Origin of the sequence: Pseudomonas sp. NFPP12 (assembly GCF_900103205.1) — a bacterium.
Lineage (GTDB): Bacteria > Pseudomonadota > Gammaproteobacteria > Pseudomonadales > Pseudomonadaceae > Aquipseudomonas > Aquipseudomonas protegens.
This window is the reverse complement of record NZ_FMWW01000005.1, coordinates 757180-780747: the sequence shown is the minus strand read 5'-3', so window position 1 is coordinate 780747 and position 23568 is coordinate 757180. Positions and strand designations below refer to the sequence as shown.

The window sequence follows — 23568 nt, the reverse complement described above, 5'->3', positions numbered from 1 at the left end:
CATGGAAACCCGAGCCCATCATGTACTGATCGGCCTGTTCACCGTGATCGTGGTGGCCGGCGCCTTGCTGTTCGGCCTGTGGCTGGCCAAGTCCAGCGTCGACAGCGCCTTCCAGGACTACCAGATCGTCTTCAACGAGGCGGTCAGTGGCCTGTCCAAGGGCAGCTCCGTGCAATACAGCGGGATCAAGGTCGGTGATGTGGTCAACCTGCGCCTGGACCCCAAGGACCCGCGCCGGGTGCTGGCACAGATCCGCCTGGGCAGCGAGACGCCGATCAAGGAGGACACCCAGGCCAAGCTGGCCCTGACCGGCATCACCGGCACCTCGATCATCCAGCTCAGCGGCGGCACGCCGCAAAGCCCGACCCTCAAGGGCAAGGACGGCGAACTGCCCACCATCATCGCCTCACCGTCGCCCATCGCCCGCCTGCTGAACAACAGCAACGACCTGATGACCGGGGTCAACCTGCTGCTGCACAACGCCAACCGCATGTTCTCCCCGGACAACGTGGCCCGGGTCAGCAGCACCCTGGACAACCTGCAGAAGACCTCCGCCAGCATCGCCGAGCAGCGCGACGACCTGCGCCAGCTGATGCAGCAACTGGGCTCCATCAGCAAGCAGACCGGCGCCATGCTGGAACAGACCACCGCGCTGATGCGCAATGCCAACGGCCTGCTCAACGACCAGGGCAAGCAGATGTTCGGCAGCGCCGAGCACGCCATGCGCTCCCTGGAGCAAAGCAGCGCCACCCTGAACAAACTGCTGAGCGACAACCAGGACTCGCTGAACAACGGCATGCAGGGCCTCAACGGCCTGGCGCCAGCGGTCCGCGAGCTGCGCGAGACCCTGAGCTCGCTGCGGGCCATCACCCGGCGCCTGGAAGCCAACCCCGGCGGTTACCTGCTGGGTAACGAGAAGAACAAGGAGTTCACGCCATGAAGCGTGCCTATCGCCTGCTTGCCCCCATGGGCCTGAGCGCCGCCCTGGCCCTGACCGGAGCCTGCTCGATACTGCCCAAGGGCGAGCCGCTGGACATCTATCGGCTGCCGGTGGGCCAGGCCGGCGCCACGGCGCCGAACCAGGCCCTGCCGTGGTCCTTGCAGTTGCTCAAGCCCCAGGCCGGGGATGCGCTGAACAGCGCACGGATCGCGGTGATTCCCCAGGGCAACCTGATCAGCAGCTACAAGGCCTCGCGCTGGAGCGACCCGGCACCGATCCTGCTGCGCAACCGCCTGCTGGACGGCTTCCAACGCGATGGCCGGGTCCAGCTATTGAGCACCGATGACAGCAACCTGCAGACCGACCTGGCCCTGGGCGGCGACCTGCAAGCCTTCCAGACCGAATACCAGGGCAACGCCGCCCAGGTGGTGATCCGCCTGGATGCGCGGCTGATTCGTGGCTATGACCAGAAGATCCTCGCCAGCCGGCGCTTCGAAGTGCGCCAAGCGCTGGCTGAAACCGGGGTGCCGGCGGTGGTCACAGGATTTGGCCAGGCCGGCGATGCGCTGACCCGGCAAGTGGTGGATTGGGCAGTGGGGCAGGGCAATCGGGCGCTGAAACATTGAGAGCCCTTTCGCCGGCAAGCCGGCTCCTACAGAGGGAGTAGGAGCCGGCTTGCCGGCGAAGGCTCGCTCAACTCATCCAAAGAACCAGTAGCAAACCGCAATCGCCGCCACCACACCGGCGAATTCCGCCAGCAAGGCACAGCCCACGGCGTGCCGCACCCGCTGGATGCCTACCGCGCCGAAGTACACCGCCAGCACATAGAAGGTGGTTTCGGTACTGCCCTGGATGGTGGCCGCCACCAGGGCCGGGAAGCTGTCCACGCCCTGGGTCTGCATGGTCTCGATGAGCATGGCCCGTGCCGCACTGCCCGAGAACGGCTTGACCAGGGCAGTGGGCAAGGCGTCGACGAAACGTGTGTCCCAACCGGCCCACTCCACCAGATGACGAATGCCGTCGAGGCCGAAATCCAGGGCCCCGGACGCCCGCAGCACGCCGATGGCGCAGAGCATCGCGACCAGGTATGGCAAGAGGCTCTTGGCGACGTCGAAGCCCTCCTTGGCGCCCTCGACAAAGGCCTCGTAGACCTTGACCTTGCGCAGCGCGCCGACCACCAGGAACAGCATGATCAGCCCAAACAGCGTGAGGTTGCCGAGAATCGACGACAGGGACGCCAGGGCCGTGGCCGACAGGGTGGCCAGCAAGGCCATGAAGGCGCCCAGGGCCAGGGCCCCGGGAACCAGGTAGGCCAGTACCACCGGGTCCCACAGGCGCAGGCGCTGCATCACCGCGACCGACAGCAGGCCCACCAGGGTCGAGGCGCTGGTGGCCAGGAGAATCGGCAGGAACACCAGGGTCGGGTCCGCCGCGCCTTGCTGGGCGCGGTACATGAAGATGGTCACCGGCAGCAGGGTCAGGGACGAGGCGTTGAGCACCAGGAACAGGATCTGCGCATTGCTGGCAGTGGTGGCGCTGGGGTTGAGTTCCTGCAGGGCGCGCATGGCCTTGAGGCCGATGGGCGTGGCGGCGTTGTCCAGGCCCAGGCCGTTGGCAGCGAAGTTCAGGGTGATCAGGCCCAGGGCCGGGTGCCCCGGCGGCACTTCCGGCATCAGGCGCTTGAACAGCGGCCCCAGGACCTTGGCCAGCCACTCGACGATTCCAGCCTTCTCGGCGATGCGCAGAAAACCCAGCCACAGGGTCAGGGTGCCGAACAGCAGGACCATGACCTCCACCGACAGCTTGGCCATGGCGAAGATGCTTTCCACCATGGCAGCGAAGATCCCCGCGTTGCCACCCACCAGCCACTGCGCCAGGGCCGACACGGTTGCCACGATAAAGAAGCCAAGCCACAGGCCATTGAGCATCGGTCATACCCCTCGAAAGATGCGGCGAATGATAGCGGGGCGGGCAGAAACGACAAACCCCGGATTAACCGGGGCCTGTCATCTGTTGGGGCTGGATTGCCGCTGAAGGCGGTCTTCAGGCAGGTGAAGGGCTTGGGGCCTCTTCGCTGGCAAGCCAGCTCCTACACAATAGGCGCTTAGCCTTTGGACGCTTCGCCTGCTGGCAGTTTTTCCTTGCTGCGCCAGTGCGGCAGGGAGTTCCAGTAGCGCTGGCCCTTGGCGTCGTCGTACATGCCTTCCCAACGGGAGATGACCAGTACCGCCAGGGCGTTGCCGATCACGTTCAAGGCGGTACGCGCCATGTCCATCACACGGTCGACACCAGCGATGAAGGCCAGGCCTTCCAGAGGAATGCCGACGCTGCCCAGGGTGGCCAGCAGGACCACGAAGGACACGCCCGGAACCCCGGCGATACCTTTGGAGGTGACCATCAGGGTCAGCACCAGCAGCAGTTGCTGGCTGATGGACAGGTCGATGCCGTACAGCTGGGCGATGAAGATCGCCGCGATGCTCTGGTACAGGGTCGAACCGTCGAGGTTGAACGAGTAGCCGGTCGGCACCACGAAGCTGCAGATGGCTTTCGGCGCGCCGTAGGCTTCCATCTTCTCGATCACCCGCGGCAGCACGGTTTCCGAGCTGGCGGTGGAGTAGGCCAGGACCAGCTCATCCTTGAAGATGCGCATCAGCTTGATCACCGAGAAGCCGAACAGGCGGGCGATCAGGCCGAGGATCACGAAAGCGAAGAAGGCGATGGCCACGTACACCAGGATCACCAGCTTGGCCAGCGGCAGCAGGGAGGCGAAACCGAAGTTGGCGACGGTCACCGCGATCAGTGCAAATACGCCGATAGGGGCGTAGTTCATGATCATGTGGGTGACTTTGAACATGCTTTCCGAAACGCCCTGGAACATCTTCACCAGCGGTTCGCGCAGGTCGGACTGCAGGCTCGACAGGCCCAGGCCGAACAGCACCGAGAAGAAGATGATCGGCAGCATCTCGCCGCGGGCCATGGCCGCGAAGATGTTCGATGGAATCAGGTTGAGGATGGTCTCGATGAACGCGTGTTCATGCTGCACCTCGGCCGCAGTGGCCTGGTACTTGGAGATGTCCACGGTGCCCAGGGTGCTCATGTCGATGCCTGCGCCCGGATGGAACAGGTTGGCCAGCAGCAGGCCGACGACGATGGCGATGGTGGTCACGATTTCGAAGTAGATGATGGTCTTGAGGCCGATGCGCCCCAGTTTCTTCGCGTCACCGACACCGGCGATGCCGACGATCAGCGAGGAAATGACGATCGGGATCACGATCATCTTGATCAAGCGGATAAAGATATCGCCCGCAGGCTGCAGGACGTTGCTGATCCACCAGGCCTTTTCAGCACTGAAATGATTGAGCAGCGCGCCAATCGCAATCCCCAGGACCAGACCGATGAGGATCTGCCAGGCGAGGCTTAATTTTGCCTTCTTCATATCATTACCCTTACTTCAGTTGGACTCGGGCTGATGCGCGAACTGGAACGCTCAATGGCGGAAAAGTTTGTGCATCGGCCCCCGTATAAGGTCATCCCGAACGAGCATTTACGGCTCTCTGCGGGCGAAAAAAGGCGCAACTATTCCGATGCTAGGGAGGCACGTCTAATGCCGTAAACGCCTACCCTATGCCGAATCGGCATGAGTTTTTCCAAACAAAACGAGCGTCCCAACCGGTTCGAATACGACATTTCGGCAGGCAAAAATGCCGTGAAACGGCCATTTCAGGCGGCGTGCAGGCTTGTCGGAGGGGTCAGGAAAAAGGCTAAAAAAGTTTAGGATTGCTCTGATTCGGGCGCCCGGAAACGCTGCGCAATTCGCACAAAGTTTCTCGATATACGGTCGCAGAGAAACACCAGGAAACGTTTGATCGGAGTCAAAGGAAGATTTTTTCCCGCGCGAGCACGGAAATTGTCAGACGGACGGCTCTAGCACAGGACTTTGCCATTCAAGCACGCCGCAAGCTCATCAGGTCGGTGGCCGACCTGGGAGCTTGCGCCGCCGCTCTTTCCTGACCCGGCCCTTGCGGAGGCACTCCCTGTACCCCTAGGTCACTCCGATCACTCGTGGATCAGAACATCCCGGCCCCTTGGTCATGCACTCGCCCTCCTCGGGTGGTGCAACAGCCGAAAGCGCCAGGGCGGCCCTTTCGTCTATCTGTTATGCAATATCGGCAATTTGCACATCAGTACCAGTTCGGGTCCTTGCGCAACTGCTCGTGGAGCAGCGCTTGCATGCCGTCATCGGGTTTGCCGAGGAACCGATAATTGGCGTGGCGGGTCGGTGACTTGTCCGCGGGCAAACCCGCCGGCACGTCCACCAGCATCGCGTAGGCATGCTTCTTGTCGAAACTGAAGGCCACGATCAAACGCTGGTTCTGACAACTCTGGGCGGTTTCGCACAGAGGGCCCACCAGATACTGATCGCCGTCTTCGGTCATGGCATTCATCTGTTGCGGCGCATCACCCGAGAGGTTCATCACCCACTCGGGCAGGCGCTCCTCCTTGTGCACGACCCCCTGCCAGGTTTCACGAAACTGCGGGTCCGACCCCAGCAGCTGATTGGCTCGTGCCTGGCCATCATTGGCCGCCGACGCCAGGGCGCTGGCGCCCAGCAGCAGCGCGGCAGTCAATGTCTTCAACGAGAGACTCATGGTCAGCCTCGGCCTCGACGGCCAAAGAAGAACGAAGCGATGAACATCACCAGGAACACCACAAAGAGAATCTTGGCGATACCCGTGGCGGTGCCCGCGATACCACCGAAGCCCAGGACCGCAGCGACAATGGCAATGATCAGGAATGTGATTGCCCAGCTCAGCATGATGATTCTCCTTACTCTTCTATTAGTGGTGCTGCCTATGGAGCCAGCCCGGCGCCGCCGATTGCGGGCCCGGCCTTGGTGCTAGAACACCCAGCGTTCCTGACGTGGCGCGTCCGCGACCGGCTGTGCCTGGTCGACGGCCATCAGTTGCATGGGGGCCTGGTCGTTGAGCTGGCTGCTCACCGAACTGAAATGGGTCTGGGTGAAGTGATGAACCGGCACGCGCGGCGCAGGTGCCTGGCTGTCCTGCCAGCGCTGGAACTGTTGCCCGGCGATCAGGGTGACCAGCAACGCCAGAACGGCGAAGAGGCCTTGCTGGAGATGCAGTGGCGCAATACGCAATTGGGCAAGACGTTGGCGATTCATCCTGAAACTCCTCCCACACTGGTGGTGATGTTGTTATGGAAGCCACGGCCGGCGCTTCTCGATGAGAGGGATATTGCAGGCTGCATGCCAGCTTTTTCTTTGAAATTAAATTCAATAAAATCAAATACTTAAATCAAATTACCAAAAGCATTCCACACGCATACTGCACGATGCCCCCATGCCGGCCGTGCGAAATGCACGATGCCCCGGGAAAACAGTGAGCGTTTTTTGATCACAGGGGGAACTTTGATGAATGGCCAATAGCCTGATACAGACCCACCCAGCAGCTACTCTGGGTAAAACATGCGTAATTTCAGCCTGTTAGCCGTTTCAGCCGGAGATATCTAACCTGCTGGCGCTGGAATGGATCAGAATCAACCTTGCAACTTGCCCGATTTTTCCGGGACTAAATAAAGATCATTCATTAAGGAGCCTCGGGAAATGGAGTCAGCGCCGGAGAATCAAGGCCGCATCCTTCTGGTGGATGACGAATCCGCAATCCTTCGCACCTTCCGCTACTGCCTGGAAGACGAGGGCTACACCGTGGCCACCGCCAACAGCGCGGCGCAGGCCGATGCTCTGCTGCAACGCCAGGTATTCGACCTGTGCTTCCTCGACCTGCGCCTGGGCGAAGACAACGGCCTCGACGTACTGGCACAAATGCGTACCCAGGCACCCTGGATGCGGGTGGTGATCGTCACCGCTCACTCTGCCGTGGATACCGCAGTAGATGCGATCCAGGCCGGCGCCGCAGACTACCTGGTCAAGCCCTGCAGCCCCGACCAGTTGCGCCTGGCCACCGCCAAGCAGTTGGAAGTACGCCAGCTCTCGGCACGCCTGGAAGCCCTCGAAGGTGAGGTGCGCAAGCCCAAGGACGGCCTGGACTCCCACAGCCCGGCAATGAAAGTGGTGCTGGAAACCGCGCGTCAGGTGGCCAGCACCGACGCCAACATCCTTATCCTCGGCGAGTCCGGCACCGGCAAGGGCGAGCTGGCGCGGGCCATTCACGGCTGGAGCAAACGCGCCAAGAAATCCTGTGTGACCATCAACTGCCCCTCGTTGACTGCGGAACTGATGGAGAGCGAACTCTTCGGCCACAGCCGCGGCGCCTTTACCGGGGCCAGCGAGAGCACCCTGGGCCGGGTCAACCAGGCCGATGGCGGAACCCTGTTCCTCGACGAGATCGGCGACTTCCCGTTGACCCTTCAACCCAAGCTGCTGCGCTTCATCCAGGACAAGGAATACGAGCGCGTCGGCGACCCGGTAACCCGCCGCGCCGATGTGCGCATCCTCGCCGCCACCAACCTCAACCTTGAAGACATGGTGCGCGACGGGCGTTTCCGCGAAGACCTGCTGTACCGGCTGAACGTCATCACCCTGCACCTGCCGCCCCTGCGCGAGCGCAGCGAAGATATCCTGACCCTGGCCGACCGCTTCCTCGCCCGCTTCGTCAAAGAGTATTCGCGCCCGGCCCGGGTCTTCAGTGATGAAGCCCGGGAAGCGCTGCTCAACTACCGCTGGCCGGGCAACATCCGCGAACTGCGCAACGTGGTGGAACGGGCGAGCATCATCTGCCCGCAGGAACGGGTGGAAATCAGCCACTTGGGCATGGCCGAGCAACCCACCAACAACGCCCCGCGGATCGGCGCCGCCCTGAGCCTGGACGAGCTGGAAAAGGCCCACATCGGTGCGGTCCTGGCCACCAGCGACACCCTGGATCAAGCCGCCAAGACCCTGGGTATCGACGCGTCGACGCTGTACCGCAAACGCAAACAGTACAACCTGTGAGCAACACCCTATGAAGTTAGCGATGAAACTGCGCACCCGGCTGTTTCTGAGCATCTCGGCGCTGATCACCGTGGCCCTCTTGGGCCTGGTGCTCGGGCTGGTCAGCGTGATGCAGATGGCCAGCACCCAGGAATCGCTGATCCGCAACAACTTCATCACCCTGGACCTGGGCCTCAAGCTGCGCCAGACCCTGGGCGACCAGCTGATCATCATGCTCGGCAAGCAGCCGGACCGCGCCGCCCTGGAAACCTCCCGGCAGCATTATCTGGAGCTGCTCGACGAAGGCATCGCCCATGATCGGCAGACCCAGGTACAAAGTGGCTTCCAGCAGGCCCGTAGCGACTACCTGAGCTTCTACCAGGCCTTCGAGCGCAACAGCACCGCAAGCGGGCTGCATGACAACAACGAGCTGACCGAGCGCTTCAACGCCTTGCGCGGCGGGCTGATCACCGAACACAAGCGCGCCCTGGACAACATCAGCCAGGTGGAGCAGCAGGCCCGCAACCGTGCATGGCTGGTGGCCGGCCTGCTGGGCCTGGTGGCCCTGGCGGTGCTGATCATCGGCTTCGTCACGGCCCATGCCATCGCCCGGCGCTTTGGCGGGCCGATCGAAGCCCTGGCCAAGGCTGCGGACAAGATTGGCGAAGGCAATTTCGACGTCACCCTGCCCATTTCGGCGGCGGCGGAGATGAACCTGCTGACCCGACGCTTCGGCATCATGGCCGAGGCCCTGCGCCAGCATCAGGCAACCAATGTCGATGAGCTGCTGGCCGGCCAGCAGCGCCTGCAGGCCGTGCTCGACAGTATTGACGACGGCTTGCTGATGATCGACCGCCAGGGCCGCCTGGAACACCTCAACCCCGTGGCCCAGCGCCAGCTGGGCTGGGACCAGGAGCGCCTCGGCCAGGGCCTGGGCAGCGCCCTGCAACGCCCGGAGCTGGATGAGCAGCTACAGCTGGTATTGCGCGGCGGCAACCTGGAGCGGGCGCCGGACGACCTGGATATCGAGGTCGACGGCGAGTCGCGCCTGCTGACCTACAGCCTGACCCCCGTCAGCCATACCCAGGGCCATATTCTCGGCGCCGTGATGGTGCTGCACGATGTCACCGAGCAACGGGCGTTCGAACGAGTGCGCAGTGAGTTCGTGCTGCGCGCTTCCCACGAACTGCGTACCCCGGTCACTGGCATGCACATGGCCTTCGGGCTGCTTCAGGAACGCCTGCACTTTCCCGAGGAGTCCCGGGAAACCGACCTGCTCAATACGGTCAACGAGGAAATGCAGCGCCTGATGCAGTTGATCAACGATCTGCTGAATTTTTCCCGCTATCAGAACGGCCTGCAGAAACTCACCCTCGCGCCCTGCCCCCTGGAAGAACTGCTGGTGCAGGCCCAGGGCCGCTTCAGCGAGCAGGCCCAACAGCAGGGCATCGACCTGCTGCTGGAGATCCAGGCGCCGTTGCCACGGCTGCATGCCGACCGCGCACAACTGGAGCGGGTGCTGGACAACCTGATCGACAACGCCTTGCGCCACACCGCCAGCGAGGGCCAGATCCGCCTGCAGGCGCGGCGCCATGGCGAGCGGGTGATCGTCAGCGTCGAAGACAATGGCGAGGGTATCGCCTATGGCCAGCAAGGGCGGATCTTCGAACCTTTCGTCCAGGTGGGCCGCAAGAAGGGCGGTGCCGGCCTCGGGCTGGCGCTGTGCAAGGAGATCGTCCAGCTGCATGGCGGGCGCATGGGCGTGTACTCAAGGCCCGGGCAGGGCACCCAGTTCTATCTGGCCCTGCCGCTCTAGGGCTTCATGCTTCATCATCCAGGCGCCTGGCCACCAGCCGTCGGCCACGGGTAATCAGCTCAGTGAACTGCAAGGCACTCAGGGCATGGGCGAACAGCCAGCCCTGGCCGAAGCTCACGCCCTCGCTGCTGAGCAGCAGCGCCTGGTCCTCGAACTCGATGCCCTCGGCAATCACCTTGAGTTTCAATGCGTGGGCCATGCGAATGATGTGCGGCGCCACGCCGCTGCTGGCGGCATCGTGCCCCAGGGCATCGATGAACGCCTTGTCGATCTTCAGGCAATCCACCGGCAGGCTCTGCAGGTAGGCCAGGCTGCAATAGCCGGTGCCGAAATCGTCGATCAGCACCTGATGCCCGACATCGCGCAGGGCCTGCAGGTTGTTGCGCGCCACCACCACATCGATCAGCCCACGCTCGGTGACCTCGAAGGCGATCTGCCGAGCCGCTACCCGATGCGTGGCCAGCAGCCGCGCCATGACCATGCCGATCCGCGGGACCATCACGTCGCAGGCCGCCAGGTTGACTGAGATGTACAGCTGGGGATTGGCCCGTAGCACATGCCCCAGCTGCTCCAGCAGGCGCTGCAGGACGAAGTCGGTGATCTGGCGGATCTGCCCGGTGTTCTCCGCCAGCGGGATGAACAGGTCGGGGCTGGTCAGGGTGCCGTCCGGGCGGCGCCAGCGCAGCAGGGCCTCGGCCCCCACGCAGAGCCGGCTACTGAGATCGAAGATCGGCTGGTACAGCACCTGCAGTTCGCCGCGGCGCAGGGCCCCTTGCAGCTCCGCCCCCAGGGACTGGCGCTGGCGGACCAACTGATACACCAACCCACCGATGAACAGCGCCAGCACCAGGCTGGAGGGCAGCAACCACCACCAACCGTCGAGCACTTCGCCCTGCAGGCTGGCGCGGGGGGTGATCAGCACCAGTTGGTACTCGGGGTTGCGAGTGGGCATGCGATAGATCAGCAGGTCCGGGGTGACCTGCAAGGGCCCGTCGCGGCCCGCCCGCCAAGGCTGTGCGGGGGGCCAGGCACGGGCCGGGCCGAGCACCGGTATCGCCCGGGCACCATGATCCACCACGACCATCAGGCTGCCACCGGCAGGCAGATCCACCACATCGGTCAGGTGCCCGCGGGAAGTGGCCACGCGAAAGTTGCCGCGACCCAGCATCAGGGCAGCAAGGTTCTCATTGGGCTGGGTCGAGGTGTTGAGCCAGTAGCTGTAGGTCGGCCCGCGGATATCCGGCGGCCTGGCCGCCGGCAGGAGGTTCTGCCGTGGCCAGTTGGAACAAGTGTGGGTGGCGTCCCTGTAGGCCGCTTCATAAATGAAGCGATAGCTGTAGCTGACCTGCTGCAGAGCTGCGATGAGATCGGCGTTGCACTCGCGCAGCGGCTGCGCCTCCAGCACGTCGAGACCTTCGCGCAGTTGCCCGAACAACTGCTCCAGCCGCTCCAGGAAACGCTGCCCCTGGGCGTTCATCTGCTCGCTTTCCCGTTGCTGGACCTGGTGCATGGCCAGCCCGGCGCTGCCCAGCAGCAAAATTACCGCACTCAGCACAGCCGCCAGCATCGCCAGCGTCCAGGGGCGATGGAACCAGGTACGCAAGGGCTCGCGAGCGGCCGGCATCATGGGAGATCCGAAGGATTACCAATGAGTTATAGCAACTGATTGGACAATCAGCCCCAACCGTCCGGCGGCGTCATTATTTTGTCTGGTTGAGCACCATCAGGATGGCCGCGCTTTCTGCGTCCGGCGTGCCATCGAAACGCCCCGGCCGGTAGTGCATCTGGAACGCGGCCAGGACGTTACGGGTCGCCTTGTCCAGCTCGCCGGTCTGCGGCGTGGCGTAACCCAGCTGGGCCAGTTGCTGCTGGTACCAACCGATGCTCGGCGGGCTCACGGTAAAGAACGCCTGCTGGCGTGCCACTGCCTGAGCATCGGGCCACAGGCCCAGGCCAGCCTCGGCCAGGCGTTTCCAGGGAAACAGCGGGCCCGGATCCAGCTTGCGCATGGGGGCGATATCGCTGTGGCCAATGATGTGGCGCGGCGAGATGTTGTTGCGCTTGCTGATGTCCTTGAGCAGCACGATCAGGTTCTGGATCTGCGCTTCGCTGTAGGGGTACCAGAGCCGCCCGCTGGGGCCATCGCGGAACCCCGGGTTGACGATCTCGATGCCAATGGAACTGGAGTTGAGCCAGGTCCGGCCCTGCCACTGGCTGTCGCCGGCATGCCAGGCACGGTATTGCTCGTCCACCAGCTTGTAGATGGTGGCGGACTTGTCATCGCCGATCAGGTAGTGGCTGCTGACCTGGCCATGGGTCAACAGGGCCAGGGAGCGCTCCAGCGATGCCGAGGTGTAGTGGACGATGATGAACTGGGCGCGCTGATCGTAATTGACCGACGGGTGGCTGGTGTCGATGCGCGGGCCGCTGGCGCAGCCGGCGAGGATCAGCAGGGAGAGGGCAAGAGCAAGAAGTTTCATGGCAAAAGGCAGTACGCTGAAGACGATAATGCAACAGTGTAACGTACTGCCCTGGCGATCATGGGCAAAACAGCGCTTTCATTCAGCAAAGCGCTGGCTCCTCAACCAGCTTCCACCCGGTTACGGCCGGCATCCTTGGCCCGGTACAGCGCCTGATCGGCTCTTTTGATCACCAGATCGCTGCGATCACCAGCCTTGAACGCACTCAGCCCGACGGACACGGTGATGGTCACCGGCTCGCCCTTGAAATGGAACGGGCACGCCTCGATTGCCGCGCGCAAGGCTTCCACAATGCGCGCGCCCACCGGCCAGGGGGTGTTGGGCAGCAACAGAACAAACTCCTCGCCACCGAAACGTGCGATGAAATCGCTGCCTCGCAGGCGTTTGCGCAGTACGTTGGCGATGATCTTCAACACCTTGTCACCGGCCAGGTGACCGTAGTTGTCGTTGATCCGCTTGAAATGATCGAGATCGAGCATGGCCAGCAGCAGGCTGTTGCCATGTTGTTGCCATTGGCCGACTTCATGTTCCAGGCGTTCGCTCCAGGCAGCCCGGTTGGGCAGGCCGGTGAGCGGATCGATCAGCGCCTTCTGCCGCTGCTCTTCCAGGTGCTCACGGTAGCCCTGGGCTTCCTGCTCCATGCTCGAAACCCGCTCCGCCAGGCTTTGCAGGCGGGCGGCCACTTCCCGTTCACGCTCGTCGCGCTGCTTCTGGTGGTGGTCCATGGTGCCCAGCAGGCCTTCCAGGTGGCTTTCCAGCACTTGCTTGAGGTCATCCAGATCGGCGGCCTCCTGCACGCTGCTTTGCAGGCCGTCGACCTGTTCACGGATCTGGCTGTCCATGGCCCGTGCCGCCGAACTGCTGTCGGCATGGCCGTCGCTGGCCGCCTGCAGGTTGCTCTGGAAGGCCTCCAGGCGCTCGTTGAGCTGCTTGAGGTAGGTCTCGAACTCATGCTGGCCAGAGTCGGTGATGGCCAGCATCAACACCGCCAGATCGTCGAGGATCGGCAGCAATTCGTACCAGTTCAACCCATGCTGCAGACGATCGCGCATGGCCTCGGCCTGTGGCCGGTGGCGCTCCGGCAGGCTCAGGTCGTCGAGCAGCCCCAGCAAGGTGTGCTCGATGTGCTTGGCCACCGAACTGTAGGAGGGCTCGGGCGAATCCGGCAGAGCGTAGAGCACATCGTGCTCCGACTGCTCCGGATCGATGGCGGCCAGGGCCTCGGCCATGACTGCCGGCAGGGGCAGGCTGTCCAGCAGCACTGCCGGGGAAACCGTCGGCAGGGGCAACAACTCGTCGGGATTGAACGCGGCTTCGGCGACAGGCGCGGGCGGTGAATCGGAAGCGGCGACCACCCCGGGATCAACGGGCGCTTGTGGCTCCGCGACAGGCGAAATGGTTGCTTGAGGTTCGACCTCGATAGCGGGTACAGGCTCGGCGGACTCCTCCTGCACCAGTACCGGAGGCACGAACGCCACCACCGGGGCAGGAGCGGGCACTGCAGCAACCTCCGGCTCATCGCTGGCAACCAGCTGGGCAACCGGCTCAGGTTCGAGCTGCACTTGGGGCTGTGCCGGGGCGGGCATGGCCGGCGCCGAAACCGCCTCAGGCAAGGCCTGGGTCGGCGTCTGATAGTGTTCGCGCGCGCCATCCTCCGGTGCCGGGGCTTCCTCGGCTTGCGGATGAGCCTGCGCCGCGGCTGCCGGGAGCGGCGAATTCGTCGCAACGGCTTCCTCCGCCGGGGCCGGCGCCTCGCTCGCCTCGCGGCTGCCGAACAGGCGCTGCAACAGGCTTGGGCGGTCGGGTTCGGCCGGGGTTTCCAGCTGGCTCAGGGCCTTGCCCTGCAGGCTACTCAGTTCGCCGAGCAGCAAGGGAATTTCCCGCGCCTGGCCAACCCGGCCATCCAGTTGCTTGGCAAAGGCTTTCAGCGGACGGCTGACCTCCCGGGGCAGGGGCAGGGACTGCAACTGGCTGACCAGCGCCGTCAGCGCGCTGCTCATCTGCTCGACCCGGGTTTCCCGCCGCTGCTCGGAGTCCAGAACGGCTTTTTCCAGGCGCGGCAGCAGGGCTGCAAGCCCGGCGTCCATGTCGTCGGTGCGTACCACCTCGCGCATTTCCTTCATGCACTGGTCGACCGCGCGATCGGTGCCCTCCGCCGCCAGGGTGCTGCGTACCAGGCCACGACGCAGCAAGTCGAGACGGGCCGCCCATCGGCGTTCGAGCTTTTCCTGCTGTTCGATACTTTTGAGGTATTTCTCTTTCCAGCGATTGGCGTCGTCGCTCATTCATCGGTTCCGCGAGGGGCAGGACTCAACGCGGGCAATGCATCAGCCGTGAGCGAACCCGGCAGACGAATCTCTACCGCGACCGGCAGGTGATCGGATATGGGTTGGGCCAGGACCTCCACGCGCTCCAGGGTCAGGCTGGGGCTGAGCAGAATATGGTCCAGGCAACGTTGCGGACGCCAGCTGGGGAAGGTCGCCTGCAGTTGCGGCGCCAAGAGGCTGAGGTCCCTTAGAGGGGAATGCTCCAGCAGGTCGCTGGCGTGGGTGTTCATGTCCCCCATCAGCACCTGATGCTTGTAGCCGCCGATCAACTCGCGGATGTACGCCAATTGCCGGGTTCGGGTGCGAGCACCGAGCGCCAGATGCATCATCACCACCACCAGTGCCTCGGGGCCCTCGCCAAAGCGCACGAGGATCGCGCCGCGCCCCTTGGGGCCAGGCAGCGGGTGGTCTTCGATGGCCCAGGGGCGCAGGCGGCTGAGCACGCCATTGCTGTGCTGAGCCAGGCGTCCCAGGTTGCGATTGAGCTGTTGGTACCAGTAGGGGAAGGCGCCCAGTTGGGCCAGGTGTTCCACCTGATTGACGTAGCCGGAGCGCAGGCTGCCGCCATCGGCCTCCTGCAGGGCCACCAGGTCGAAATCGCCAAGCAGGTTGCCGATTTTCTGCAGATTGTCGGCACGCCCATGATGGGGCAGCAGGTGCTGCCAACCACGAGTCAGGTAATGGCGATAACGTTCGGTGCTGATACCGACCTGGATATTGAAACTGAGCAAGCGCAGACGACTGTCTGCCGGCAGGCCGGACGACGCCAAATGGTGCTCGTTGACCTGCGGATCATGCAGGCCAACGATGCGTTCCGAGCTCCAGCGCGGCATGGCGGCGGGCGCTTACTTGGCTGCGCGCTCTTTGGCGATCAACTGGTCAGCCACGCTCAGCGCGCCTTCAGGACCACCGGCGGTGCCCAGGTCGAAACGATACTTGCCGTTGACCACCATAGTCGGTACGCCGGTGATCTGGTAGGCCTGGGCCTTTTTCTTGGCGTCTTCGACCTTGCCTTTGACGGCGAAGGAATTGTAGGTGCTCAGGAACTTGTCCTTGTCGACGCCTTCGCCGGCCAGGAACTCGGCCATCTCTTCAGGAGTAGCGAGTTTCTTGCCGCCATGGATGGCTTCGAATACGGCCTTGTGCACCTTGTGCTCGACACCCATGGCTTCAAGAGTGATGAACAGTTGGCCATGGACGTTCCAGATACCGCCGAACATGGCCGGGATACGGACGAAGTTGACGTCGGCAGGGAGTTTTTCAGCCCAGGGATTGATGGTCGGTTCGAAAGCGTAGCAGTGCGGGCAGCCATACCAGAACAGCTCAACCACTTCGATCTTGCCTGGCACGGCAACCGGAACGGCGCTGCTCAACTCGACATATTGTTTACCGGCTTCAAGCGGTTCGGCCGCTTGAGCGGTCACGCCAAACAGGCTGGCGGTGACGAGTGCGGCGCTGAGAATCAGATTACGCATGCTTTACTCCTGGACAATTTTGGCGCCTCGCTCGACCTGAATTCGGCCAGGTCTTGGCGGGCTTGAGTTCGCTAGTGTAGCGGCAGACGCCATAAAAAAGGGCGGCCTGAGCCACCCTTTATGCTTGCACCGTCAGATTAATCGATCATTAACGTTGCCGTGGCTTAGCACCTTGGGCAACGCTGATCGAGCCGGCCTCAGTGCAGGCCCTGAATATAGCTGGACACCGCTTCGATGTCTTTGTTGCTCAGCTTGCCAGCGATGCTGCGCATCACCAGGGTATCGCCGTCGTTGGTACGATTGCCTTCGCGGAAGTCGGTCAACTGCTTGGCCACGTACTGTGCGTGCTGGCCGCCCAGATGGGGGAAGCCGGCTGCTGCGTTACCCGCACCGTTTGGCGAGTGGCAACCGGTGCAGGCAGGCATGCCCTGGTCCAGCTTGCCGCCACGGAACAGTTCTTCACCACGGGCCACGACTTTAGGATCTGCTGCGCCGACGCTGCCTTTCTGGCTGGCGAAGTAGGCGGCTATGTCAGCCAGGTCCTGATCGCTCAGGTTGGTCAACAGGCCTGTCATCTCCAGCACCTGGCGCTTGCCGGACTTGATATCGTGCAACTGCTTGTTCAGGTACTTTTCCCCCTGACCCGCCAGCTTGGGAAAGTTTGGCGCCATGCTGTTCCCATCAGGGCCGTGGCAAGCACCACAGACTGCGGCTTTCGCCTGACCGGCAGCAGCGTCGCCTGCGGCATGGGCGACACCTGTGATGCCCAAGGTCAACAGCAGACTCACGAGTAATTTGTTCATCAGCTAATCCAACTACGGCTAAGGGTTAAGAGTTATGGACCGGGATCACTCGCTCATCCAATGGATGATGACTCGGTAATCCTCGGCACTGCAGTCCATGCACAAACCACGCGGCGGCATCGCCTTGAAACCCTGGGTCACGTGTTGCACCAGCGTCTCCATACCTTGCGCCAACCTCGGCGCCCAAGCTTCCTGGTCGCCCTTGCGGGGCGCCGTGGGTAGTTGGCCGGAATGACAAGCCCCACAAACACGGTTGTACACAGCTTCCGGATCCTGTGTAGCCTGAGCGCCGTAAAACGGCATCAAGACACCGGCAGCTAGCAGCCATTTCGTCATAAAACGACCTTTTCAGGGTTGAGAGCGTGGTGCGTTCTAATGCGCATTCAAGGTTTATCGCTCTCGTGAACTTCATCCTACGCTGGGACAAAGCGCACACAAAATCTGCGGCATTATATACTGGCGTTACTGAAACGGAAACGACACCGCTCGCCGCGTCCACTCTCGGCATCGCCCCAATCGGAAATCCCATGCAACTCAAGAACCCCATCCTCGGTCTGTGCCAACAGGCTACGTTCATGCTCAGCGCCGCCAAAGTCGATCAATGCCCTGACGATGAAGGCTTCGAAGTGGCCTTTGCCGGGCGCTCCAACGCCGGCAAATCCAGCGCCCTGAACACCCTGACCCACGCCAGCCTGGCACGCACCTCGAAAACTCCGGGTCGCACGCAGTTGTTGAACTTCTTCAAGCTAGACGACGATCGCCGTCTGGTCGACCTGCCGGGCTACGGTTACGCCAAAGTGCCAATCCCGCTCAAGCAACACTGGCAGCGTCACCTGGAAGCCTACCTGGGCAGCCGCGAGAGCCTTAAGGGCCTGATCCTGATGATGGATATCCGTCATCCCATGACCGACTTCGACCTGCTGATGCTGGACTGGGCGGTCGCCAGCGGCATGCCGATGCACATCCTGCTGACCAAGGCCGACAAACTGACCTACGGCGCGGCCAAGAACACCCTGCTCAAGGTGCAGTCGCAGATCCGCAAGGGCTGGGGCGAAGCCGTCACCATCCAACTGTTCTCGGCCCCCAAGCGCATGGGCCTGGAAGAGGCCTACACCGTGCTGGCGGGCTGGATGGAACTGGCCGACAAAGGCGCCGAAGCCGAGGCCTGAGAGACGTAGGGAAAATTGCCTGGGGGATGATCAGGCAAGGCAAAAGCGCGGTGCGAAAGCAGAGTTTACTGGCTGTAAATGAGCATTTCGCGCCGCGCTTTTAACGCAGCATGATCATTTCCCAGGCGGTTTTCAGGCAAAAAAAACCCCGGACTTCGTATGGGGAGGGGGAAGTTCGGGGTTCAAGTTCTAGACCGCTAGGGCGGGGTCCAGATATCTGCCAACACTTAACACAACATAGGAGCATCGAAGGGCTTCACCAGCCATTCAGTAACTCTGAGTGGGCGTTCACCTATTTAGTTCCGGCCGGTTGCAAAAACTATTGGCAATAATCGATGAAATTTTCGGTGCTAATAGCTCTTCGCTAGTTATTGCCGCGACACTATGCCGCGGCAAAAACACCTGAAAAGTGCCCTTAATGGGCCTCATCCCAGTTATTTCCCACCCCCACTTCCACCAATAACGGCACATCCAGGGTTGCGGCACCGCTCATGTGCCCGCGAATTTCCTCACGAACCTGGTCCACAAGGTCCTCGCGCACTTCCAGCACCAGTTCGTCGTGCACCTGGAGAATCACTCGGGCATCCAGCCCCGAGGACTCCAGCCAGTTGTCCACGGCCACCATGGCTTTCTTGATGATGTCTGCCGCGGTGCCCTGCATCGGCGCATTGATCGCGGTGCGTTCGGCGCCGGCGCGCTCCTGTGGCTTGTTGGAGTTGATCTCCGGCAGGTACAGGCGGCGACCGAAGATGGTCTCGACATAACCCTGGTCCGCGGCCTGGGCGCGGGTGCGGTCCATGTACTCGCGAACCCCCGGGTAACGCGCGAAGTAGGTGTCGATATAGGCCTTGGCCTGCTTGGTATCGACACCGATGTCCTTGCCCAGCTTCTGCGCGCCCATACCGTAGATCAGGCCGAAGTTGATGGCCTTGGCGCTGCGGCGCTGATCGGAAGTGACGTCCTTGAGCTCGACCTTGAACACCTCGGCCGCCGTGGCGGTGTGCACGTCCAGGTTGTTGCGGAAGGCGTTGAGCAAACCTTCGTCGCGGGACAGGTGCGCCATGATCCGCAACTCGATCTGCGAATAGTCCGCTGCCAGCAGCTTGTAGCCCGGCGGCGCGATGAAGGCCTGGCGAATGCGCCGGCCTTCAGCGGTACGTACCGGAATGTTCTGCAGGTTCGGATCGCTGGAGGACAGCCGGCCGGTGGACGCTACCGCCTGATGATAGGAGGTATGGATGCGCCCGGTACGCGGGTTGATCTGCTCCGGCAGGCGGTCGGTATAGGTGCTTTTCAGCTTGCTCATGGAACGGTACTGCATCAGCACCCGCGGCAGCGGATAGTCGTCTTCCGCCAGCTTGGCCAGCACCTCTTCAGCCGTGGATGGCTGGCCCTTGGCAGTCTTTTTCAGCACCGGCAGGCCGAGCTTGTCGTAGAGGATGCTGCCCAGTTGCTTGGGCGAGCCCAGGTTGAACTCCTCGCCGGCGATCTTGAAGGCTTCGCGCTCCAGGGCGACCATCTTGTCCCCCAGTTCGATGCTCTGCACTCCCAGGAGCTTGTCGTCCACCAGTGCTCCCTGGCGCTCGATGCGCGCCAGGACCGGCACCAAAGGCATTTCGATATCGGTGAGCACGCTGGCCAGGCTCGGTATCGCGGACAGCTTGTCGAACAGGACCTGGTGCAGGCGCAGGGTCACATCGGCATCTTCCGCGGCGTAGGGGCCGGCCTGCTCAAGGGGAATCTGGTCGAAGGTCAACTGCTTGGCACCCTTGCCGGCGATGTCCTGGAAACTCACAGTGCTGTGGTCCAGGTACTTCTGCGCCAGGCTGTCCATGTCATGGCGGGTGGCGGTGGAGTTGAGCACGTAGGATTCGAGCATGGTATCGAAGGCCACGCCGCGCATGGTGATGCCATTGGCCTGGTCGCCGCCGATGGCGCAGTTGGCCAGGATGTTCATGTCGAACTTGGCGTGCTGGCCGACCTTGAGCAGCTTGGGATCTTCCAGCAAGGGCTTGAGGGCCAGCAGTACGCTGTCGCGATCCAGCTGTGCCGGCGCGCCCATGTAGGAGTGGGTCAGGGGAACATAGGCCGCTTCGCCGGCCTTGACCGAGAAGGACAGGCCCACCAGTTGCGCCTGCTGCGCATCGATCCCGGTGGTTTCGGTATCGAAGGCAATCAGCTTGGCGCCCTTGAGCTTCTCCAGCCAGGCATCGAAACGCTCCTGGTCGAGGATGGTTTCGTACTGCAGCTCCAGCGGAGCTTGCTCCACAACCTGCGGCGGCACGGCGGCGGGTGTCGCCTCAGCGCCGCTGAGCTCGACACGCTTGGCATCGCGCTGCAACTCGTCGAGCCAGCTCTTGAACTCCAGCAGGCTGTAGAGCTCCACCAGCTTCTCGCGGTCCGGCTCGCCCAGGTGCAGGTCGTCGAGCCCGACTTCCAGCGGCACGTCGACCTTGATGGTCGCCAACTGATAGGAGAGGAAGGCCATTTCCTTGTGTTCTTCAAGCTTGGCCGGCAAGGTCTTGGCCCCGCGGATCGGCAGGGTCGGTACGATATCGAGCTGTTCGTACAGCTCCTTCAACCCGCCATTGACCCCGACCAGCAGGCCGGAAGCGGTCTTCGGACCAATGCCCGGCACCCCGGGAATGTTGTCGGAAGAGTCGCCCATCAGCGCCAGGTAATCGATGATCTGCTCGGGAGCGACGCCGAATTTCTCCTTCACGCCTTCCACATCCATGCTGCTACCGGACATGGTGTTGACCAGGGTAATGTGCCCGTCCACCAGCTGTGCCATGTCCTTGTCGCCAGTGGAAATCACCACCGGGCGGTCCGCCGCCGCGCTGCTGCGGGCCAGGGTGCCGATCACGTCATCGGCCTCGACCCCTTCCACGCACAACAGGGGGAAACCCAGGGCGATCACGCTGGCGTGCAACGGCTCGATCTGCACCCGCATGTCGTCGGGCATGCTCGGACGGTTGGCCTTGTATTCGGCATACATGTCATCGCGGAAGGTCCCGCCCTTGGCATCGAAGACCACGGCGAACGGGCTGTCCGGGTACTGCTTGCGCAGGCTCTTGAGCATGTTCAACACGCCCTTGACCGCGCCGGTAGGCAGGCCTTTGGAGGTGGTCAGCGGTGGCAGCGCGTGGAACGCGCGGTACAGATATGAAGAACCGTCCACCAGGACGAGGGGGGCTTGGCTCATGAGCGGGATCAACCTTTTCGGCGGGTCCGGCGCTAGAATAGCGGGACCGTTGACGACAAAGGGACAAGGTTATCATGCGCACACTAAATCGCTTGCTGCTGACCGGCTTGATTGCAATCGCTCCATTGGCCGCGATCGCCGCAGAAGATGCGCCATCAGCGGACCCGGAAGTAACCATTCGCACGGAAGGCGACAAGACCATCCAGGAATACCGGCAAAATGGCTTCCTGTATGCCATCAAGATCACGCCAAAGGGCGGCAAACCCTACTTCCTGGTGCGTGCCGATGGCTCGGACGGCAACTTCATCCGTTCGGATCAGCCGGATATGCTGATCCCTTCGTGGAAAATCTTTGAGTGGTAAACCACTCCGACTTCAACTCAATGGCGCTGGCTGGATAGCAGCGCCCGTACTGGCAGTTTTTAACCATGTCTGTGTTCACCCCCCTGGCTCGGCCCGAGCTGGAAACCTTTCTCGCCCCGTATGGGCTCGGCCGCCTGCTTGATTTCCAGGGGATCGCCGCTGGTAGCGAAAACACCAACTTCTTCATCAGCCTGGAACAGGGCGAGTTCGTCCTGACCCTGGTGGAACGTGGCCCGGTCCAGGAAATGCCGTTCTTCATTGAACTGCTGGACGTGCTGCACCAGGCCAACCTGCCAGTGCCCTATGCCCTGCGCACCACCGACGGCGTCGCCCTGCGCGAACTGGCGGGCAAGCCGGCGCTGCTGCAACCGCGGCTAGCGGGCAAGCACATCAAGCAGGCCAACGCCCAGCACTGTGCCCAGGTCGGTGAGCTGCTCGGCCACCTGCACGTGGCCACCAAGGACCACATGATCAAGCGCAAGACCGATCGCGGCCTGGACTGGATGCAGGAAGAGGGCAGGCAACTGCTGTCGCACCTGGCCCCCACGGCCCAGGACCTGCTGCAACGGGCCCTGGATGAAATCGCCGCTCAGAAGGTGAAGATCCTCGCCCTGCCCCGGGCCAACATCCACGCCGATCTGTTTCGCGACAATGCCATGTTCGAAGGCACCCACCTGACCGGCCTGATCGACTTCTACAACGCCTGTTCGGGCCCCATGCTCTACGACGTGGCGATCGCCCTGAATGACTGGTGCTCCGACGATGAAGGCGTACTCGACGGCCAACGGGCCCGAGCCCTGCTGGGCGCCTACGCGGCGCTGCGCCCGTTCACTGCGGCAGAGGCCGAACTCTGGCCGACCCTGCTGCGGGTAGCCTGTGTGCGCTTCTGGCTATCGCGGCTGATCGCCGCCGAGAGCTTCGCCGGGCAGGACGTGCTGATTCACGATCCGATGGAGTTCCAGCAGCGCCTGGCGCAGCGGCAACAGGTCAGCATCGCGCTGCCGTTCGCCCTGTAAAACGCTTCGCGGGCAAGCCCGCTCCTACAGAGATGCGCCCAACCTGTAGGAGCGGGCTTGCCCGCCAAAGCCCTCGCGCAACAATCCCCGCTTAAAGCTGCTCCAGGCAGCCCGCCAGATCATTCCCCAACTTCTCCAGCACCTGCTCATAGCCTTGAGCGGTTGCCGGCGTGTAACCGCCCAACGCATCCAGCTCCGCCAGTTTCACCGGCAGGCCGGCCACCAGGGTTTCCGCCAGGCGCGGGCGCAGGGGCGGCTCGCTGAACACACAGGTCTTGCCCACCTGCTGCAAGCGCGCGCGCATGGCGGCGACGTGCTGGGCCCCCGGCTGGACTTCCGCCGCCACGCTGAACACCCCGGCGTGCTTGAGGCCGTAGGCGTCCTCGAAGTAGTCGAAGGCCTCGTGGAACACGAAGTAAGGCTTGCCGGCGATCCCCGCCAGGCGGGTTTTCAAGCGGGCATCCATAGCATCCAGACGCTCGCTGAACGCCTTCAGGTTGTTCTGGTAGCGGGCGGCATTGGCCGGGTCGGCGGCACTCAGGTCAGCGGCCATGCGGGTGGCGATCACCCGGGCATTGACCGGCGACAGCCAGAGGTGCGCGTCCAGGGTGCCAGGACGATGATCATGGTCATGTTCGTCGGCATCTTCAGCGTGGGAGTGACTATCTTCGGCAAAGTGCCGGAGTTTCATGCCCGGCAGGTCCTGTACCGCCACCGAGGGCAGGCTACGGCCCTTCAGCACCCGCGGCAGGAAGCCTTCCATGTCCGGGCCGATCCAGTACAGCAGGTCTACGCTCTGCACCTTGCGCACGTCCGAAGGGCGCAGCGCGTAGTTGTGCGGGGAAGCTCCGGGCGGCAGCAGCACCTCGGGAACCGCCACGCCATCCTGCACGGCGGCGGCAATCAGTTGCAGCGGCTTGATGCTGGCCAGCACCCGCACTTCGGCCTGGGCCGAGCCGATCGCGAACAGGCTGAAGGTAAAAGCGACAAAAAGGCGAAAAAGTCTGGGCACGATGGACACTCGAG

General features: G+C 62.9%; 21 protein-coding genes. 7 read left to right on the top strand and 14 right to left on the bottom strand.

Annotation, left to right across the window (positions count from 1 at the left end):
* Position 1: 1 nt before the first annotated feature.
* Together BLS75_RS24795 and BLS75_RS24790 are read left to right on the top strand one after the other, a co-directional pair.
* The gene (locus tag BLS75_RS24795) at positions 2–940 is read left to right on the top strand and encodes an MlaD family protein (protein WP_011058485.1); all 939 of its coding nucleotides are present in this window, start codon (positions 2–4) and stop codon (positions 938–940) included.
* Entirely contained in the window at positions 937–1566 is a 630-nt protein-coding gene (locus BLS75_RS24790) for an ABC-type transport auxiliary lipoprotein family protein (RefSeq protein WP_072451954.1), read from the top strand. Before BLS75_RS24795 ends, BLS75_RS24790 begins: the two co-directional genes overlap by 4 nt.
* Before the next feature lie 72 nt (positions 1567–1638).
* Here the strand turns inward: BLS75_RS24790 and BLS75_RS24785 are convergent, their stop codons facing one another.
* The 5 genes from BLS75_RS24785 to BLS75_RS24765 all read right to left on the bottom strand — a co-directional run bounded on the left by BLS75_RS24785 (position 1639) and on the right by BLS75_RS24765 (position 6122).
* Positions 1639–2868 (bottom strand): nucleoside recognition domain-containing protein, encoded by a 1230-nt coding sequence (locus BLS75_RS24785; protein WP_019095624.1) that lies wholly within the window; start codon positions 2866–2868, stop codon positions 1639–1641.
* A 176-nt stretch (positions 2869–3044) separates the two neighbouring features.
* Positions 3045–4376: a glutamate/aspartate:proton symporter GltP gene (gene gltP / locus BLS75_RS24780; protein WP_011058482.1), complete on the bottom strand. Its 1332-nt coding sequence runs from the start codon at positions 4374–4376 to the stop codon at positions 3045–3047.
* A 745-nt stretch (positions 4377–5121) separates the two neighbouring features.
* A complete protein-coding gene (locus tag BLS75_RS24775) occupies positions 5122–5589 on the bottom strand; it encodes an inhibitor of vertebrate lysozyme family protein (protein WP_072451953.1) in 468 nt (155 codons plus the stop codon).
* Positions 5590–5591: 2 nt separating this feature from the next.
* Positions 5592–5756 (bottom strand): DUF1328 domain-containing protein, encoded by a 165-nt coding sequence (locus BLS75_RS24770; RefSeq protein WP_003170804.1) that lies wholly within the window; start codon positions 5754–5756, stop codon positions 5592–5594.
* Positions 5757–5837: 81 nt separating this feature from the next.
* Positions 5838–6122, bottom strand: a complete 285-nt coding sequence (locus BLS75_RS24765) for a hypothetical protein (protein ID WP_015633659.1) — start codon at positions 6120–6122, stop codon at positions 5838–5840.
* 441 nt (positions 6123–6563) lie between these two features.
* Between BLS75_RS24765 and algB the strand changes: the two genes are divergently transcribed.
* Positions 6564–7910, top strand: coding sequence for a sigma-54-dependent response regulator transcription factor AlgB (algB, locus tag BLS75_RS24760; RefSeq protein WP_011058479.1), 1347 nt, complete (start codon positions 6564–6566; stop codon positions 7908–7910).
* Between the two features lie 10 nt (positions 7911–7920).
* A complete protein-coding gene (locus BLS75_RS24755) occupies positions 7921–9705 on the top strand; it encodes a KinB sensor domain-containing domain (protein ID WP_015633658.1) in 1785 nt (594 codons plus the stop codon).
* Between the two features lie 4 nt (positions 9706–9709).
* Here BLS75_RS24755 and BLS75_RS24750 read toward each other — a convergent pair whose 3' ends face one another.
* The 7 genes from BLS75_RS24750 to BLS75_RS24720 all read right to left on the bottom strand — a co-directional run bounded on the left by BLS75_RS24750 (position 9710) and on the right by BLS75_RS24720 (position 17126).
* Complete coding sequence (locus BLS75_RS24750) at positions 9710–11332, bottom strand: EAL domain-containing protein (protein WP_053154833.1); 1623 nt, start codon at positions 11330–11332, stop codon at positions 9710–9712.
* 73 nt (positions 11333–11405) lie between these two features.
* A complete protein-coding gene (locus BLS75_RS24745; RefSeq protein WP_011058476.1) occupies positions 11406–12185 on the bottom strand; it encodes an N-acetylmuramoyl-L-alanine amidase in 780 nt (259 codons plus the stop codon).
* A 101-nt stretch (positions 12186–12286) separates the two neighbouring features.
* Positions 12287–14470 (bottom strand): GGDEF domain-containing protein, encoded by a 2184-nt coding sequence (locus BLS75_RS24740; protein WP_072451952.1) that lies wholly within the window; start codon positions 14468–14470, stop codon positions 12287–12289.
* Positions 14467–15345, bottom strand: coding sequence for an endonuclease/exonuclease/phosphatase family protein (locus BLS75_RS24735; RefSeq protein WP_011058474.1), 879 nt, complete (start codon positions 15343–15345; stop codon positions 14467–14469). The genes BLS75_RS24740 and BLS75_RS24735 overlap by 4 nt, the downstream gene beginning before the upstream one ends.
* Positions 15346–15357: 12 nt before the next feature.
* Positions 15358–15987, bottom strand: coding sequence for a thiol:disulfide interchange protein DsbA/DsbL (locus BLS75_RS24730; protein WP_047290219.1), 630 nt, complete (start codon positions 15985–15987; stop codon positions 15358–15360).
* Positions 15988–16184: 197 nt separating this feature from the next.
* Positions 16185–16790 carry a c-type cytochrome gene (locus BLS75_RS24725; protein WP_011058472.1) on the bottom strand — a complete coding sequence of 202 codons (606 nt, stop codon included), beginning with the start codon at positions 16788–16790 and terminating at the stop codon, positions 16185–16187.
* Between the two features lie 45 nt (positions 16791–16835).
* Positions 16836–17126 (bottom strand): c-type cytochrome, encoded by a 291-nt coding sequence (locus BLS75_RS24720; RefSeq protein WP_015633654.1) that lies wholly within the window; start codon positions 17124–17126, stop codon positions 16836–16838.
* Positions 17127–17317: 191 nt separating this feature from the next.
* On the opposite strand from BLS75_RS24720, the gene yihA reads away from it, so the two are divergent.
* Positions 17318–17959, top strand: coding sequence for a ribosome biogenesis GTP-binding protein YihA/YsxC (yihA, locus tag BLS75_RS24715; RefSeq protein WP_011058471.1), 642 nt, complete (start codon positions 17318–17320; stop codon positions 17957–17959).
* 415 nt (positions 17960–18374) lie between these two features.
* Here the strand turns inward: yihA and polA are convergent, their stop codons facing one another.
* Complete coding sequence (gene polA / locus BLS75_RS24710) at positions 18375–21164, bottom strand: DNA polymerase I (RefSeq protein ID WP_072451951.1); 2790 nt, start codon at positions 21162–21164, stop codon at positions 18375–18377.
* A 74-nt stretch (positions 21165–21238) separates the two neighbouring features.
* Here polA and BLS75_RS24705 point away from each other — a divergent pair, with 74 nt between their 5' ends.
* Positions 21239–21526: a DUF2782 domain-containing protein gene (locus BLS75_RS24705; RefSeq protein ID WP_011058469.1), complete on the top strand. Its 288-nt coding sequence runs from the start codon at positions 21239–21241 to the stop codon at positions 21524–21526.
* 65 nt (positions 21527–21591) lie between these two features.
* Entirely contained in the window at positions 21592–22542 is a 951-nt protein-coding gene (locus BLS75_RS24700) for a homoserine kinase (protein WP_011058468.1), read from the top strand.
* 91 nt (positions 22543–22633) lie between these two features.
* On the opposite strand, the gene BLS75_RS24695 is transcribed toward BLS75_RS24700, so the two are convergent.
* Complete coding sequence (locus BLS75_RS24695) at positions 22634–23554, bottom strand: zinc ABC transporter substrate-binding protein (protein WP_204378529.1); 921 nt, start codon at positions 23552–23554, stop codon at positions 22634–22636.
* Positions 23555–23568 lie beyond the last annotated feature (14 nt).